Genomic DNA, 13,743 nt, shown 5'->3' on the forward strand with positions numbered 1-13,743 from the left:
AGCTCCAGGGTGTGGGAGTCAGAGACGTCGCCCAGGATGCCAGTCCGCACGCGCGTTCCGGGCCCATACGGGCGCGTATCCCGCGGGAGATGGCGCCGAACTCCCTCCGGCCTCACCCACACGGGCTACGGCGCCGGGCGTCAGCCGTCCGCGCGGGCCGCCGCCAGCAGTTCCTCGGCGTGCGCGCGCGCCGTCTCGGAGTCCTCCTGGCCGGCCAGCATCCGCGACAGTTCGCGGACCCGGTCCTCGCCCTCCAGCACCGTGACCCCGCTGCGCGTCACCGATCCGTCGACCGTCTTCTCCACCAGCAGCTGCCGGTCCGCGAAGGCCGCGACCTGCGGCAGGTGGGTGACGACGACGACCTGCGCCGAGCGGGCCAGCTTCGCGAGCCGGCGCCCCACCTCCACGGCCGCCTTGCCGCCGACGCCCGCGTCGACCTCGTCGAAGAGGTACGTCGGCACCGGGTCGGACCCGGCGAAGACGACCTCCACCGCCAGCATGACCCGCGACAGCTCACCGCCCGAGGCACCCTTGGCGATCGGCCTGGGCTGCGCGCCGGGGTGCGGGGCCAGCAGCAGCTCCACCTCGTCCGCGCCCGCGGGACCGTACGCGACGGGCCTGCCGTGGACCTCCACCCCCTCGGGGTCCTCGGTCTGGCGGATGTCGAAGGTGACGCGGGCGTGCGGCATCGCCAGCGAGGCCAGCTCGGCCGTGACGTCGGAGGCGAACCGCGAGGCCGCCTCCACCCGGGCGTCCGTCAGCGCCTGTGCCAGCTGCGAGAGTTCGGACCGCAGCCCGTCCCGCTCGGCGGTCAGTTCCGCGATCCGCTCGTCGTCGCCGTCCAGTTCCAGCAGTCGCGCGGATCCCTGCTGGGCCCACTGGAGGACGGAGTCGATGGAGTCCCCGTACTTGCGGGTGAGCTGGGTGAGGGCCGCCCGGCGTTCCTCCACCGCGGCCAGCCGCAGCGGGTCGGCGTCGAGGTCGTCGGCGTACCCGGCGAGTTCCCCGGCCACGTCGGCCAGCAGGATGCCCAGCTCCCCGATGCGCTCCGCGAGCGCGCCCAGCGCCGGGTCGTGGGCCCGTACGGACTCCAGCGCCCGGTGCGCGCCCGCGACGAGCGTGTTGGCGTCGATGCCCTCCGGGTCCTCCGGGTTGCCCGCGAGGGCGGCGTGCGCGGCCTGCGCGGCGGAGGCGAGGGATTCGGCGTGGCCCAGCCGCTCGGCCTCGGCCGCCAGTTCCGTGTCCTCGCCGGGCAGCGGTTCGACGGCCGCGATCTCGTCCAGCCCGAACCGCAGCAGGTCCGCCTCCTGGGCGCGTTCCCGGGCCCGGGTGGTGATCTCCTCCAGCTCGGCGGCGACGGCGCGCAGCCGCCGGTAGGCGCCGGTGTACTTCTCCAGGGGGACGGCGACCGCGTTCCCCGCGTACCGGTCGAGCGCCTGCCGCTGGCGGGCCGGGCGCAGCAGTCCTTGCTGGTCGGTCTGTCCGTGGACGGCGACGAGGTCGTCGGCGAGTTCGGCGAGCAGCCCGACGGGTACGGAGCGGCCGCCGACGTGGGCGCGGGACCGCCCTTCGGCGGAGATGGTCCGGCTGATCAGCAGGGCGCCGTCGTCGAGCTCGGCGCCGGCCTCCTCGGCGCGCAGGGCCGCGGAGGCGCCGGGCGGCAGCACGACGCGGCCCTCGACCACGGCGGCCTTGGAGCCGATCCGCACCAGGGCCGGGTCGGCGCGACCGCCGAGCAGCAGCCCGAGGCTGGTGACGACCATCGTCTTGCCCGCGCCGGTCTCGCCGGTCACCGCGGTGAAACCGGGCGACAGCTCGACCACCGCGTCGTCGATAACCCCGAGCGACCGTATCCGCATCTCCTCAAGCACGGGACGACGATACCGAGGTTTCAGCGGTGCCATGCGACGTCACCCTTCGAGAGGTTCCCGAACGGATGTGCTAATAGCGGCACTAATGCGGCGCACCGCGCCAGCCCGAAACGGGCAGGGCGAACTTCGCCACGAGCCGGTCGGTGAAGGACGCGTGGTGCAGCCGGGCGAGCCGCACCGGCACCGTCCCGCGCCGGACCTCCACCCGCGCCCCGGACGGCAGCTCCAGCGTGCGCCGTCCGTCACACCACAGGACCCCGTGCGGGGTCCCGGTCTGCACCTCCACCGCCAGCACCGAGTCCGGCGAGGTCACCAGCGGCTTCGCGAACAGCGCGTGCGCACTGATCGGCACCATCAGCAGCGCCTCCACCTCCGGCCAGACCACCGGCCCGCCCGCCGAGAAGGCGTACGCGGTCGAGCCCGTCGGCGTCGCGCAGACGATCCCGTCGCAGCCGAAGCCGGACACCGGGCGCCCGTCGATCTCCAGGACCACCTCCAGCATCCGCTCCGGGGACACCTTCTGGACGGCGGCCTCGTTCAGCGCCCAGTCGCGGTGGACCACGTCACCGTTGGTCCGCACGAGCACGTCGAGGGTCATCCGCTCCTCGACCTCGTACGCGCGCGTCACCACCCGGTCCACGACCTTGTCCAGGTCGTCCCGCTCCGCCTCGGCGAGGAAGCCCACCCGGCCCAGGTTCACCCCCAGCATCGGCACCCCCGAGCCGCGGGCGAACTCCGCGCCGCGCAGCAGGGTCCCGTCACCGCCCAGCACGATGAGCAGCTCGCACCCCTCCAGTGCCTCGGGCGTGGCCTCGGCGACCAGCTCCACCCCGGGCGCCAGCGGCAGGTCCACCGCCTCGTCGGCGAGGACCCGTACGCCCAGCCCCGACCTCAGCAGGCCCCGCACGACGAGTTCGGCGCTGCGGATGGCCGCCGGCCGCCCGGTGTGCGCGACGAGGAAAACGGTCCGTCCCGCCGTCGAACCCGCGACCTCCGCCCCGTCCGCTCCTGACGTTCCCGCTCCTGATGTTCCCGCTGCATCGGTCACTGCGGCCCCTCCGCCACTGCACGATCGACATCCCCCGGGTCGAGTGCCGGTGCGCCCGCCCGCAGCCACAGAAAGTACTCGACGTTGCCCGACGGCCCGGGCAGCGGGCTCGCGGTCACCCCGAGCACCCCCAGCCCCAGCTTCCAGGCCTGCGCCGCGACGTCCCGTACGGCCTCCGCGCGCAGCTCGGGGCTGCGCACCACTCCGCCGCTGCCGAGCCGGTCCTTGCCGACCTCGAACTGCGGCTTGACCATCAGCACCAGGTCCGCGCCGGGCGCGCAGCAGCGTACGAGCGCGGGCAGCACCAGGCCGATGGAGATGAAGGACAGGTCCCCGACGACCAGGTCCACCGGAACCCCGTCGAGCAGCTCGACGGTCAGCTCGCGGACGTTGGTGCGGTCCTTGACGGTGACCCGGTCGTCGCTCTGCAGGGACCAGGCGAGCTGCCCGTAGCCGACGTCCACCGCCATGACGTGGGCGACTCCGGCGCGCAGCAGCACGTCGGTGAAACCGCCGGTCGAGGCGCCGGCGTCCAGCGCCCGGCGGCCCTCGACCACCAGGCCCCGCGGCTGGAAGGCCGCGAGGGCGCCGGCCAGTTTGTGGCCGCCCCGCGAGACGTAGTCGGGGTCGCTGTCGTCCTTGAGGACGACGAGGGCCGCGCTGGTCTCGACCTGGGTGGCCGCCTTGGTGGCGGTGGTGCCGCCCACGGTCACCCGGCCCGCGGCGATCAGCTGGGCCGCGTGCTCCCGCGAGCGGGCCATGCTGCGGCGTACCAGTTCGGCGTCCAGGCGGCGGCGTGCCACTCCTGCCACGTTCGGTTCAGCTCCTGTTTTCGTACGGTCCGGGGACGGGCGGTGCGTCCAGCGCGGTCAGCGCGTCGCGCAACCCCCTGTGCACATCCTCGTACACCCCGGCGTGTCCGTCGGCCGTGAGGTGGTCGACGGCCGCCAGCCGCTCCAGCAGACCGTCCACCCCCGAGTGGCCGGTGGGGGTGCGTACGACGCCCAGCGGCGCGGGACCGGCGGGCTCGGCGGGGGCCTCGGGTGCCTCCGCGGCGGCTTCCGGTGCTTGGTCGGTCATGCTCCGACGCTACCGCGAAGCGCGCCGCGACCACGTACGGCTCTGCGGTAGCGTCGTGGTCACGATGGCTACCACCGAGGAGTGCCGCGAGGCACTCGACCGACTCTCAGACAACCTGGCCGGCGCCGAGGGCGACGTGCGCGGCGCGGTCGCGCTCGACCGCTCCCTCAGCTGCCACATCACCGACCTGGACCAGACCTTCACCGGTCGCCTCGACGGGGGCCGGATCCGGGTCGACGCCCTCACTCCCGGGCCGCCCGCCACCAAGGCGGAGATCCGGCTCGCGATGACGGGCGACGACCTGGTCGCGCTGGTCGCGGGCGAGCTGCGGTTCGCCCGGGCCTGGGCCTCGGGCCGGGTCAGGCTGGAGGCCGGTTTCCGCGACCTGATCCGCCTCAAGCGCCTGCTCTGAGTCCCGGAGCAGGGTTCAGGGGCAGGCCCGGAGCACGGTTCAGGGGCCCGGAGCCGGGTCCGGGGTCCGGGAGCCGGGTTCAGGCTGCCAGTCGCGCCCGGGCCTTCCGGGCCGCCGGGATCACCAGCGGCGTACCGGTCTGCGGGTCTTCGATGATCTGGCAGCGCAGCCCGAACACCTCCTCCACCAGCGCGGCGGTGACCACCTCGGCGGGCGGTCCCTCGGCCACGACGACCCCTCCGCGCAGCGCGATCAGGTGCGTGGCGTAGCGGGCGGCGTGATTGAGGTCGTGCAGCACCGCGACCAGGGTCCGCCCCTGGTTCTCGTGCAGTTCGGCGCACAGGTCCAGGACGTCCAGCTGGTGCTGGATGTCCAGGTAGGTGGTCGGCTCGTCCAGCAACAGCAGGGGGGTCTGCTGGGCCAGTGCCATCGCGATCCACACGCGCTGCCGCTGCCCGCCCGACAGCTCGTCCACCGCCCGGCCGGCCAGCTCCGCGACACCGGTCGCGGCCATCGACTCGGCGACGACCTGCTCGTCCTGCTGCGACCACTGCCGCAGCAGCCCCTGGTGCGGGTAGCGGCCGCGCGAGACGAGGTCGGCGACGGTGATCCCGTCGGGCGCGATCGAGGACTGCGGGAGCAGCCCCAGCGTCTTGGCCACCTTCTTCGCCGGCATCGAGGCGATGGCCTGGCCGTCCAGCAGGACCTGCCCGGCCGACGGTTTCAGCATCCGCGACAGGGCGCGCAGCAGCGTGGACTTGCCGCAGGCGTTGGGTCCGACGATCACCGTGAAGGAGTTGTCGGGGATCTCCACCGAGAGGTCCTCGGCGATGACCCGCTGGTCGTAGCCGAGCGTCACGTTCCGCGCGGTCAGCCGCTGCTGCACTTGCCCACTCCTCGAGTCGCTCATATACGTCCTGCTCTGCGTTCGCTGACGAGCAGCCAGAGCAGGTACACCCCGCCGACCAGACCGGTCACCACACCCACCGGCAGCTGGTCCGCCCCGAAGGCCCGCTGCGAGGCCCAGTCCGACACCAGCAGCAGCACGGAGCCCATCAGCGCTCCGGCGAGCAGGTTCGGCCCGCTGGAGCGGGTCAGGCGCCGGGCCAGTTGGGGCGCCGCCAGCGCGACGAAGCTGATCGGGCCGGCCGCGGCGGAGGCCGCCGTGGTCAAGACGATCGCCGCCGCCATCAGCAGCATGCGGGTCCGTTCGACCCTGACGCCGAGGGCGTACGCGGCGTCGTCGCCCATCTCCATCATCCGCAGCGCCCTGCCCTGCCCGAGGACGAGCGGGAACACCACCGCGCAGGTCGCCAGCAGCGGCCACACCTGCGACCAGTCCCGGCCGGCCAGCGAGCCGGTCAGCCACACCATCGCCCGGGTGGCGTCGACGAGCTTCGCCTTGGTCAGCAGGTACTGGATGAGGGCGAGGAGCATGGCGCTGGCCCCGATGCCGACGAGCACGAGCCGGTAGCCGTGGACGCCCTGCTTGTAGGCGACCAGGTACACGGCCGCGCCCGTCAGCAGGCCGCCGGCCACCGCCCCCGCCGCCACCGCGGCGGAGCCGCCCTGGAAGAGGGTGATGACGGCGAGCGCGCCGACCGCCGACCCGTAGCTGAAGCCCAGCAGGTCCGGGGAACCCAGCGGGTTGCGGGACACGGACTGGAAGACGGCGCCGGCCGTCCCGAGCGCCGCCCCGACGAGCACCGCGACGAGAACCCGCGGCAGCCGCAGGTCGTTGACGATGAAGTCGTCTGCGGGGCTGCCCTCCCCCAGCAGGGTCCGCACCACGTCCCAGGGCGCGATCTCGAAGTCGCCGGTGCCGATCAGCACGATCGCCATGACCAGCGCGACGGCCGCCAGCAGCAGTCCGGCGGCCAGGGCGCGCGGCTCCAGCCGCAGCGCCGACCTGCCGGGTCCGCGCAGCACCCGCGACCGGCTCTTCGCGGCCTCGCGCGGCTTCGGGTCGCCCGTCCGCATCACAGCTGGGCCATCCTCTTGCGCCGGACGAGGTAGATGAAGACCGGGCCGCCGACGAGCGCGGTGACGATGCCGACCTGCAGCTCGGCGGGGCGGGTGACGACCCGTCCGATGACGTCGGCGCCCAGCAGCAGTGCGGGGGACAGCACCGCGGAGTAGGCGAGGACCCAGCGCATGTCCGGGCCGGTGATGAGCCGCACCAGGTGCGGGATCATCAGCCCGATGAAGGTGATCGGCCCGCATGCGGCGGTCGCCGCCCCGCACAGCAGGGTGATGGCGGCCATCGCGGCGATCCGGGTCCGCGTCAGGTTCGCGCCGAGCGCCCGAGCGGTGTCGTCGCCCATGGCCATGGCGTTGAGCGGCCGGCCGAGCGTAAGCGCCATCACCGCCCCGACCAGCAGGAAGGGGGCGACTTGCCGGACGGTGTCCATGGTGGCCGACGCCAGTGAACCGACCGTCCAGAAGCGGAGCTTGTCCAGGGCCTTGCTGTCCATCAGCTGCACGGCGTTGATGTAGCCGACCAGGGCGGCGCTGGCCGCCGTACCGGCGAGCGCGAGGCGCACCGGCGTCGCGCTGCGGCTGCCGCCGAGCACGTACACCACGACCGAGACGACGGCCGCTCCGAGGAAGGCCCACCACACGAACTCGCCGAGCGAGGAGGCGCCGAAGAAGCTGATCGCCGAGACGACGGCGGCCGCGGCGCCCGCGTTGACGCCGAGGATGCCGGGTTCGGCGAGCGGGTTGCGGGTCAGCGCCTGCATCACCGCGCCCGACAGCCCGAGACCGAGGCCCACGAGCACACCGAGCAGGGTCCGCGGGACCCTCAGGTCGCGCACCACCACATCGCCCGGGGTGCCCGCGTAGTGGAACAGGCCGTGCCAGACCTGGTCGAGGGGCATCTGCTTGGCGCCTACGGCGATGCTCGCCACCGCGACCACGGCCAGCACCACGAGCGCGGCCAACAGACCGGCGGCACGGGCGCCTTGGCGGGCGCGGGTGGCGACGGGCGCGGCGCTCACTTCGGGGGGACTCTCGACCAACACGCAAGTTAGGTTAGCCTATCCTGCACGAGCGGGAACCCGGCGGTCAGGCCCGGGAACGGTCTACCACCCCAGCCGCGCCAGCGCCTTCTGCGCGTCCAGTGCCGAAGAACCGTCCCCCGCCGCCGTCCAGGCCGCCGCGCACAGCGCCCGGAGCCCGTCCAGCGGGTCACCGTCCTCGCCCCGCAGAGTGAGTACGTCGTCCAGCGCGACCGCCGTCCACGCACCGCAGCGGAACCCGTCGCCGGCCGCCACGACCTCCGGCTGCCCGGTCAACAGCCCGCGCAGGTCCCGGTCCACGTACGTCGGCCGGTGCTTGGGCTCGGCCCGCAGCAGCTGCGCCGCGTCCGTCACCCCGGTGAGCACCAGCAGCGAGTCCACCTCCCCGTTGAACGCGCCCTCGATGTCGGTGTCCAGGCGGTCCCCCACCACCAGCGGCCGCTCCGCCCCCGTCCGCAGCACCGTCTCCCGGTGCATCGGCGGCAGCGGCTTGCCCGCCACCTGCGGCTCCGCGCCCGTGGCGATCCGCACCACCTCCACGGCGGCCCCGTTGCCCGGCGCGATCCCGCGCGCCCCCGGGATCGTCAGGTCCGTGTTCGACGCGTACCAGGGCACCCCCCGGTTGATGGCGTACGAAGCCTCCGCGAACCGGCCCCACGCCAGGTCCGGGCCCCCGTACCCCTGCACGACCGCCGCCAGGTCCTCCTCGTCGGCCGACTCCACCGGCACCAGCCCGCGCTCCCGCAGCGCGACCCGCAGTCCTTCGCCACCGATCACCAGCACCTTCGACCCCGGCGCCACCTGATCGGCGATCAGCCGGGCCACCGCCTGCGCCGAGGTGATCACTTCCCCCGCCTCCGTCGGAATGCCCAGCTCGCACAGGTGCTCCGCCACCGCGTCCGGGGTCCTCAGCGCGTTGTTGGTGACGTACGCGAGGTGCATGCCCTGCGCCCGGGCGGTCCCCAGCGACTCCACCGCGTGCGCGATGGCCCTCCCGCCCGCGTACACCACCCCGTCCAGGTCCAGCAGGGCCGTGTCGTACGCCTGGTGCAGACTCCGCTCACTGCCCGCGGGACTGGTCCTGCTCTGCCGGGTCATCGTGTCCGCTCCCTCGTCCGCTCGGTCTTCGATCGGTTCTGTCCCTACGTGCCCTGCTCTGCCCTGCTCAGTCGCTCCCCCGATCATCCCGCACCGTGAGACGCGTCTTACCATGCACCAATGACCACACCTGGTATCGCGGACCGAGGGCTGCGCCTGATCCCCTTCCACGGACTGCGCTATGACCCCGAGCGCGTCGGCAGCCTGGCCGCCGTCACCTCACCGCCCTACGACGTGGTCGTACGACCCGACGGAGTCGACTACCTCGAATCCGCCGACCCGCACAACATCGTCCGCCTGATCCTGCCCCAGGCCGACACCCCCACCGCCCGCAACGAACAGGCCGCGCGCACCATGCGCCACTGGCTCGCCGAAGGCGTCCTCAGCGCCGACCCCGAGCCCGCCCTTTACGTCTACGAGCAGCGAAAGCCCGGGGTCCTCCAGCGCGGTGTCATCGGCGCCCTGGCCCTGACCAGCGCCGACGACGGGATCGTCCTGCCGCACGAGGACGTCATGCCGCACGTGGTCACCGACCGCGCCGGCCTGATGCGCGCGACCTCCGCCAACCTCGAACCCCTCCTCCTCACGTACCGCGGCGGCGACCCGGCCACGGGCGCGGCCGCCGTCATCGAACGGACCGCCCGGCGGGAGCCGCTGCTCTCCACCGTCACCGAGGACGGGTTCCGGCACAGCCTGTGGGCCATCACCGACCCGGCCGACCTGGCCGCCGTCACCGCCGACCTCGGCCACCGCCAGGCCCTGATCGCCGACGGACACCACCGCTGGGCGACGTACCTGCGCCTCCAGCAGGAGCACCCTTCGCCCACCGCCTGGGACTTCGGCCTGGTCCTGCTCGTGGACACCGCGCGCTACCCGCTCCAGGTCCGTGCCATCCACCGGATGCTGCGCCGGCTGCCGAAGGCGCAGGCGCTGGACGCGCTCGGCGGATCGTTCCGGATCCGTGGGGTGGAAGGCCCGCTCCCGCTCGCGCTGGAAGCCCTCACCGACGCGTCGGAACGCGGCAACGCCTTCCTGCTCGCCGGCGACGGCACCTTCCACCTGGTCACCGACCCGGACCCGGACCTCATCGAGCGCACCGTCCGCCACGACCGCCCCGAGGCCTGGCGCCGACTGGACGCGACGGTCCTGCACGCGGCCCTCCTCGACACCCTGTGGCGGATCCCCGACGAGCCGGAGCACATCTCCTACATCCACGACGCCGCCGCCACCGTGGAGATGGCCGAACGCCACGGCGGCACGGCGGTGCTGCTGCACCCCGTGCGTGAGGACGTGGTCCGGGACCTGGCCCGCCAGGGCGTCACGATGCCCCGCAAGTCCACGTCCTTCGGCCCCAAGCCGGCGACCGGCCTGGTACTGCGCAGCCTGGACTGAACCCGCGCCGCGCCACCGCGGAAGAGCGGCTGCGACAGACTGCGGACAGCGGCTGCGACAGGCTGCGGACATGCGAAAGGGCGGTACACCCGGGAAGGGGGTACCGCCCTTTCAGTTCAGCCGTCAGGCCTTGTCGCGGCCCTCGGTCCGCTCCCCGTCGCCGGCGGCGTCGGCTTCGTCGAGGGGTTCGTACTCCTCGTCGTCCTCGTCGTAGTACTCGGCCTGGTCGGCGGCACGCTCGGCGGCCGCCACCTCGGCGTCGTCCTCGTCCGCGTCCTCGTCGAGGTCGAGGTCGTCGGCGGCTTCGAGGCCCTCGACGTCATCCTCGTCGTCCGGCAGGGACGCGTCCACGAACTCCACCCCGTCCAGCTCGGCGAGCCGGTCGGAGGCGTCGGTCGCCTGGTCCTTGTCGGCCTCGGCGGTCTTGGCGAACCACTCGCGGGCCTCGTCCTCACGGCCGGCCGCCAGCAGGGCGTCGGCGTAGGCGTACCGCAGACGCGCGGTCCACGGCTGCACGGAGTTCGACGCCAGCTCCGGGCTCTGCAGGGTCACGATCGCGGCGTCCAGCTCGCCCATGTCGCGGCGGGCACCAGCGGCGACGAGACGCATCTCGACCTGACCGGCCTTGTCCAGCTTCTGCACCTCGGGCTCGCCGGCCATGGCGAGGGCCCGCTCCGGGCGGCCGAGGCCGCGCTCGCAGTCGGCCATGACGGGCCACAGCTCGACGGAACCGGTCATCCGCTTGGCGGCGCGGAACTCCGCGAGCGCCTCGCTGTACTTCTGCGTGGCGTACGCGGCGAAGCCGGCGGCCTCACGGACGGCGGCGACGCGGGAGGCGAGCCGCAGGGCGATGCGGGCATACGCGTACGCCTGCTCGGGGTCCTCGTCGATCAGCCGGGCCACCATGACCAGGTTGCGCGAGACCTCCTCGGCCAGGCCCTTGGGCAGGCTCAGGAGCTCCTGACGCACATCGGCGTCGATCTCGTGACCGGTGATGTCCTCGTCGATCGGAAGCCGCTTGACCGGGTCACGGTCGCGGTCGGCGCGGAAGTCGCGGTCACCGCCGCGGTCGTCGCGGCCACGGTAACCACCGCGGTCATCGCGGCCACCACGGAACCCACCACGGTCGCCGCCGCGGTCGCCGCGGTCGTCACGACGGGGGTAGCTGGGGCGGTCGCCACCGCGGTCGTCACGGCGCTGGAAGCCACCACCGGTGGGGCGGTCACCACGGTCGTCGCGACGCGGGTAGCTCGGACGCTCACCACGGTCATCACGACGGGGGTAGCTGGGACGGTCCCCGCCGCGGTCGTCACGACGCTGGAAGCCACCACCGGTCGGACGGTCACCACGGTCATCACGACGCGGGTAGCTGGGACGGTCGCCGCGGTCGTCACGACGGGGGTAGCTGGGGCGGTCCCCGCCGCGGTCATCGCGGCGCGGGTAGCTCGGGCGGTCCCCGCCGCGGTCGTCACGACCACCGCGGAACCCACCACGGTCGTCGTCACGACGCTGGAAGCCACCACCGGTGGGACGGTCACCACGGTCGTCACGACGGGGGTAGCTGGGGCGGTCGCCGCGGTCATCGCGGCGCTGGAAGCCACCACCGGTCGGACGGTCACCACGGTCGTCACGGCGCGGGTAGCTGGGACGCTCACCACGGTCGTCACGACGGAACGAGGGACGGTCCCCACCGCGGTCATCGCGGCGCGGGTAGCTCGGGCGGTCCCCGCCGCGGTCGTCACGACCACCGCGGAACCCACCACGGTCGTCGTCACGACGCTGGAAGCCACCACCGGTGGGACGGTCACCACGGTCGTCACGACGGGGGTAGCTGGGACGGTCCCCGCCGCGGTCATCGCGGCGCTGGAAACCACCACCGGTCGGACGGTCACCACGGTCATCACGACGCTGGAAGCCACCACCGGTGGGACGGTCACCACGGTCGTCGCGACGCGGGTAGCTGGGACGGTCCCCGCCGCGGTCATCGCGGCGCTGGAAACCACCACCGGTCGGACGGTCACCACGGTCATCACGACGCTGGAAGCCACCACCGGTGGGACGGTCACCCCGGTCGTCACGACGCGGGTAGCTGGGACGGTCGCCACCGCGGTCGTCACGGCGCTGGAAACCACCACCGGTCGGACGGTCACCACGGTCATCACGACGCGGGTAGCTCGGACGCTCACCACGGTCATCGCGACGGAACGAGGGACGGTCCCCACCACGGTCATCGCGGCGCGGGTAGCCACCACCGCTGGGCCGGTCACCGCCGGCGGCGGGACGCCCGCCACGGTCGTCGCGGCGGAAGCCGCCGCCACCACCGGTCGGACGGCCACCGCGGTCATCGCGACGGAAACCACCACGGTCACCGCCACGGTCGTCACGGCCCCCGCGGTAGCCGCCCCTGTCACCGCCGTCGTTGCGACGAGGCTCGCGCTCCGGACGATCGTCGGGAGAGTTGGACATGGGTGTGACTCCTGTCTTCGGGGTACCGCTAGTCATTCTCGCGCAACCAACCCATGGCCGCGCTTCGGCGTAAAGAGGTAGAAAAACAAAAAGACCCTTGGTCCAGCGTTGAACGCTGGACCAAGGGTCCTTTGAAAGATTGTTCGGCGGTGTCCTACTCTCCCACAGGGTCCCCCCTGCAGTACCATCGGCGCTGAAAGGCTTAGCTTCCGGGTTCGGAATGTAACCGGGCGTTTCCCTAACGCTATGACCACCGAAACCCTATCGGTTTCGAGCGAACAAGCACACTTTGTAGTTGTGTTCCAGCTCAAGAAACCAGCAACTGTTCGTTGCTTCAGAACTAACACAGTGGACGCGAGCAACTGAGGACAAGCCCTCGGCCTATTAGTACCAGTCAGCTCCACCCGTTACCGGGCTTCCACATCTGGCCTATCAACCCAGTCGTCTACTGGGAGCCTTACCCTCTCAAGGAGGTGGGAATACTCATCTTGAAGCAGGCTTCCCGCTTAGATGCTTTCAGCGGTTATCCCTCCCGAACGTAGCCAACCAGCCATGCCCTTGGCAGGACAACTGGCACACCAGAGGTTCGTCCGTCCCGGTCCTCTCGTACTAGGGACAGCCCTTCTCAATATTCCTACGCGCACAGCGGATAGGGACCGAACTGTCTCACGACGTTCTAAACCCAGCTCGCGTACCGCTTTAATGGGCGAACAGCCCAACCCTTGGGACCGACTCCAGCCCCAGGATGCGACGAGCCGACATCGAGGTGCCAAACCATCCCGTCGATATGGACTCTTGGGGAAGATCAGCCTGTTATCCCCGGGGTACCTTTTATCCGTTGAGCGACGGCGCTTCCACAAGCCACCGCCGGATCACTAGTCCCGACTTTCGTCCCTGCTCGACCCGTCGGTCTCACAGTCAAGCTCCCTTGTGCACTTACACTCAACACCTGATTGCCAACCAGGCTGAGGGAACCTTTGGGCGCCTCCGTTACTCTTTGGGAGGCAACCGCCCCAGTTAAACTACCCATCAGACACTGTCCCTGATCCGGATCACGGACCGAGGTTAGACATCCAGCACGACCAGAGTGGTATTTCAACGGCGACTCCACCATGACTGGCGTCACGGCTTCAAAGTCTCCCACCTATCCTACACAAGCCGAACCGAACACCAATATCAAACTGTAGTAAAGGTCCCGGGGTCTTTCCGTCCTGCTGCGCGAAACGAGCATCTTTACTCGTAGTGCAATTTCACCGGGCCTATGGTTGAGACAGTCGAGAAGTCGTTACGCCATTCGTGCAGGTCGGAACTTACCCGACAAGGAATTTCGCTACCTTAGGATGGTTATAGTTACCA

At 71.7% G+C, this 13,743-nt stretch carries 11 protein-coding genes, 2 rRNA genes and 1 pseudogene (1 of these 14 running past the window's edge); 2 read left to right on the top strand and 12 right to left on the bottom strand.

Annotation, left to right across the window (positions count from 1 at the left end; translation table 11 throughout):
- Positions 1–140 precede the first annotated feature (140 nt).
- The 4 genes from recN to OHA81_RS07990 form a co-directional block, all read right to left on the bottom strand.
- Positions 141–1,859, bottom strand: coding sequence for a DNA repair protein RecN (recN, locus tag OHA81_RS07975; RefSeq protein ID WP_329202082.1), 1,719 nt, complete (start codon positions 1,857–1,859; stop codon positions 141–143).
- A gap of 94 nt (positions 1,860–1,953) precedes the next feature.
- Positions 1,954–2,919: an NAD kinase gene (locus OHA81_RS07980; RefSeq protein ID WP_329194089.1), complete on the bottom strand. Its 966-nt coding sequence runs from the start codon at positions 2,917–2,919 to the stop codon at positions 1,954–1,956.
- Positions 2,916–3,731: a TlyA family RNA methyltransferase gene (locus tag OHA81_RS07985; RefSeq protein ID WP_329194090.1), complete on the bottom strand. Its 816-nt coding sequence runs from the start codon at positions 3,729–3,731 to the stop codon at positions 2,916–2,918. The genes OHA81_RS07980 and OHA81_RS07985 overlap by 4 nt, the downstream gene beginning before the upstream one ends.
- A gap of 7 nt (positions 3,732–3,738) precedes the next feature.
- Positions 3,739–3,999, bottom strand: a complete 261-nt coding sequence (locus tag OHA81_RS07990; RefSeq protein ID WP_329194091.1) for a hypothetical protein — start codon at positions 3,997–3,999, stop codon at positions 3,739–3,741.
- Between the two features lie 64 nt (positions 4,000–4,063).
- Between OHA81_RS07990 and OHA81_RS07995 the strand changes: the two genes are divergently transcribed.
- A complete protein-coding gene (locus OHA81_RS07995) occupies positions 4,064–4,411 on the top strand; it encodes an SCP2 sterol-binding domain-containing protein (protein WP_329202084.1) in 348 nt (115 codons plus the stop codon).
- Between the two features lie 79 nt (positions 4,412–4,490).
- Here OHA81_RS07995 and OHA81_RS08000 read toward each other — a convergent pair whose 3' ends face one another.
- The 4 genes from OHA81_RS08000 to OHA81_RS08015 are packed head-to-tail and all read right to left on the bottom strand — an operon-like array spanning position 4,491 to position 8,529.
- A complete protein-coding gene (locus OHA81_RS08000) occupies positions 4,491–5,321 on the bottom strand; it encodes an ABC transporter ATP-binding protein (RefSeq protein ID WP_329194093.1) in 831 nt (276 codons plus the stop codon).
- Positions 5,318–6,391 carry a FecCD family ABC transporter permease gene (locus OHA81_RS08005; protein ID WP_329194095.1) on the bottom strand — a complete coding sequence of 358 codons (1,074 nt, stop codon included), beginning with the start codon at positions 6,389–6,391 and terminating at the stop codon, positions 5,318–5,320. Before OHA81_RS08005 ends, OHA81_RS08000 begins: the two co-directional genes overlap by 4 nt.
- Entirely contained in the window at positions 6,391–7,434 is a 1,044-nt protein-coding gene (locus OHA81_RS08010; RefSeq protein WP_443056469.1) for a FecCD family ABC transporter permease, read from the bottom strand. The genes OHA81_RS08005 and OHA81_RS08010 overlap by 1 nt, the downstream gene beginning before the upstream one ends.
- A gap of 60 nt (positions 7,435–7,494) precedes the next feature.
- The gene (locus OHA81_RS08015) at positions 7,495–8,529 is read right to left on the bottom strand and encodes an HAD-IIA family hydrolase (RefSeq protein WP_329194097.1); all 1,035 of its coding nucleotides are present in this window, start codon (positions 8,527–8,529) and stop codon (positions 7,495–7,497) included.
- Between the two features lie 120 nt (positions 8,530–8,649).
- Here OHA81_RS08015 and OHA81_RS08020 point away from each other — a divergent pair, with 120 nt between their 5' ends.
- A complete protein-coding gene (locus tag OHA81_RS08020) occupies positions 8,650–9,921 on the top strand; it encodes a DUF1015 domain-containing protein (RefSeq protein ID WP_329194099.1) in 1,272 nt (423 codons plus the stop codon).
- 123 nt (positions 9,922–10,044) lie between these two features.
- Here the strand turns inward: OHA81_RS08020 and OHA81_RS08025 are convergent, their stop codons facing one another.
- From OHA81_RS08025 to OHA81_RS08040, 4 genes and pseudogenes are all read right to left on the bottom strand, one after another.
- The gene (locus OHA81_RS08025; protein ID WP_329202089.1) at positions 10,045–10,890 is read right to left on the bottom strand and encodes a hypothetical protein; all 846 of its coding nucleotides are present in this window, start codon (positions 10,888–10,890) and stop codon (positions 10,045–10,047) included.
- A 57-nt stretch (positions 10,891–10,947) separates the two neighbouring features.
- Positions 10,948–12,360: pseudogene (locus OHA81_RS34580) on the bottom strand (hypothetical protein); the annotation flags it as partial.
- Positions 12,361–12,528: 168 nt separating this feature from the next.
- A 5S ribosomal RNA gene (gene rrf, locus OHA81_RS08035) occupies positions 12,529–12,645 on the bottom strand.
- A gap of 106 nt (positions 12,646–12,751) precedes the next feature.
- Positions 12,752–13,743: ribosomal RNA gene (locus tag OHA81_RS08040) — 23S ribosomal RNA — on the bottom strand; it runs 2,131 nt beyond the window's last position.

The organism is Streptomyces sp. NBC_00667 (assembly GCF_036226825.1).
Taxonomy (GTDB): Bacteria; Actinomycetota; Actinomycetes; order Streptomycetales; family Streptomycetaceae; genus Streptomyces.

Bases quoted from the DNA above. Each gene is read 5' to 3' on its own strand.
- recN (WP_329202082.1), bottom strand. From the start codon at position 1,859: ATGCGGATACGGTCGCTCGGGGTTATCGACGACGCGGTGGTCGAGCTG.
- OHA81_RS07990 (WP_329194091.1), bottom strand. From the start codon at position 3,999: ATGACCGACCAAGCACCGGAAGCCGCCGCGGAGGCACCCGAGGCCCCC.
- OHA81_RS07995 (WP_329202084.1), top strand. From the start codon at position 4,064: ATGGCTACCACCGAGGAGTGCCGCGAGGCACTCGACCGACTCTCAGAC.
- OHA81_RS08000 (WP_329194093.1), bottom strand. From the start codon at position 5,321: ATGAGCGACTCGAGGAGTGGGCAAGTGCAGCAGCGGCTGACCGCGCGG.
- OHA81_RS08005 (WP_329194095.1), bottom strand. From the start codon at position 6,391: ATGCGGACGGGCGACCCGAAGCCGCGCGAGGCCGCGAAGAGCCGGTCG.
- OHA81_RS08015 (WP_329194097.1), bottom strand. From the start codon at position 8,529: ATGACCCGGCAGAGCAGGACCAGTCCCGCGGGCAGTGAGCGGAGTCTG.
- OHA81_RS08020 (WP_329194099.1), top strand. From the start codon at position 8,650: ATGACCACACCTGGTATCGCGGACCGAGGGCTGCGCCTGATCCCCTTC.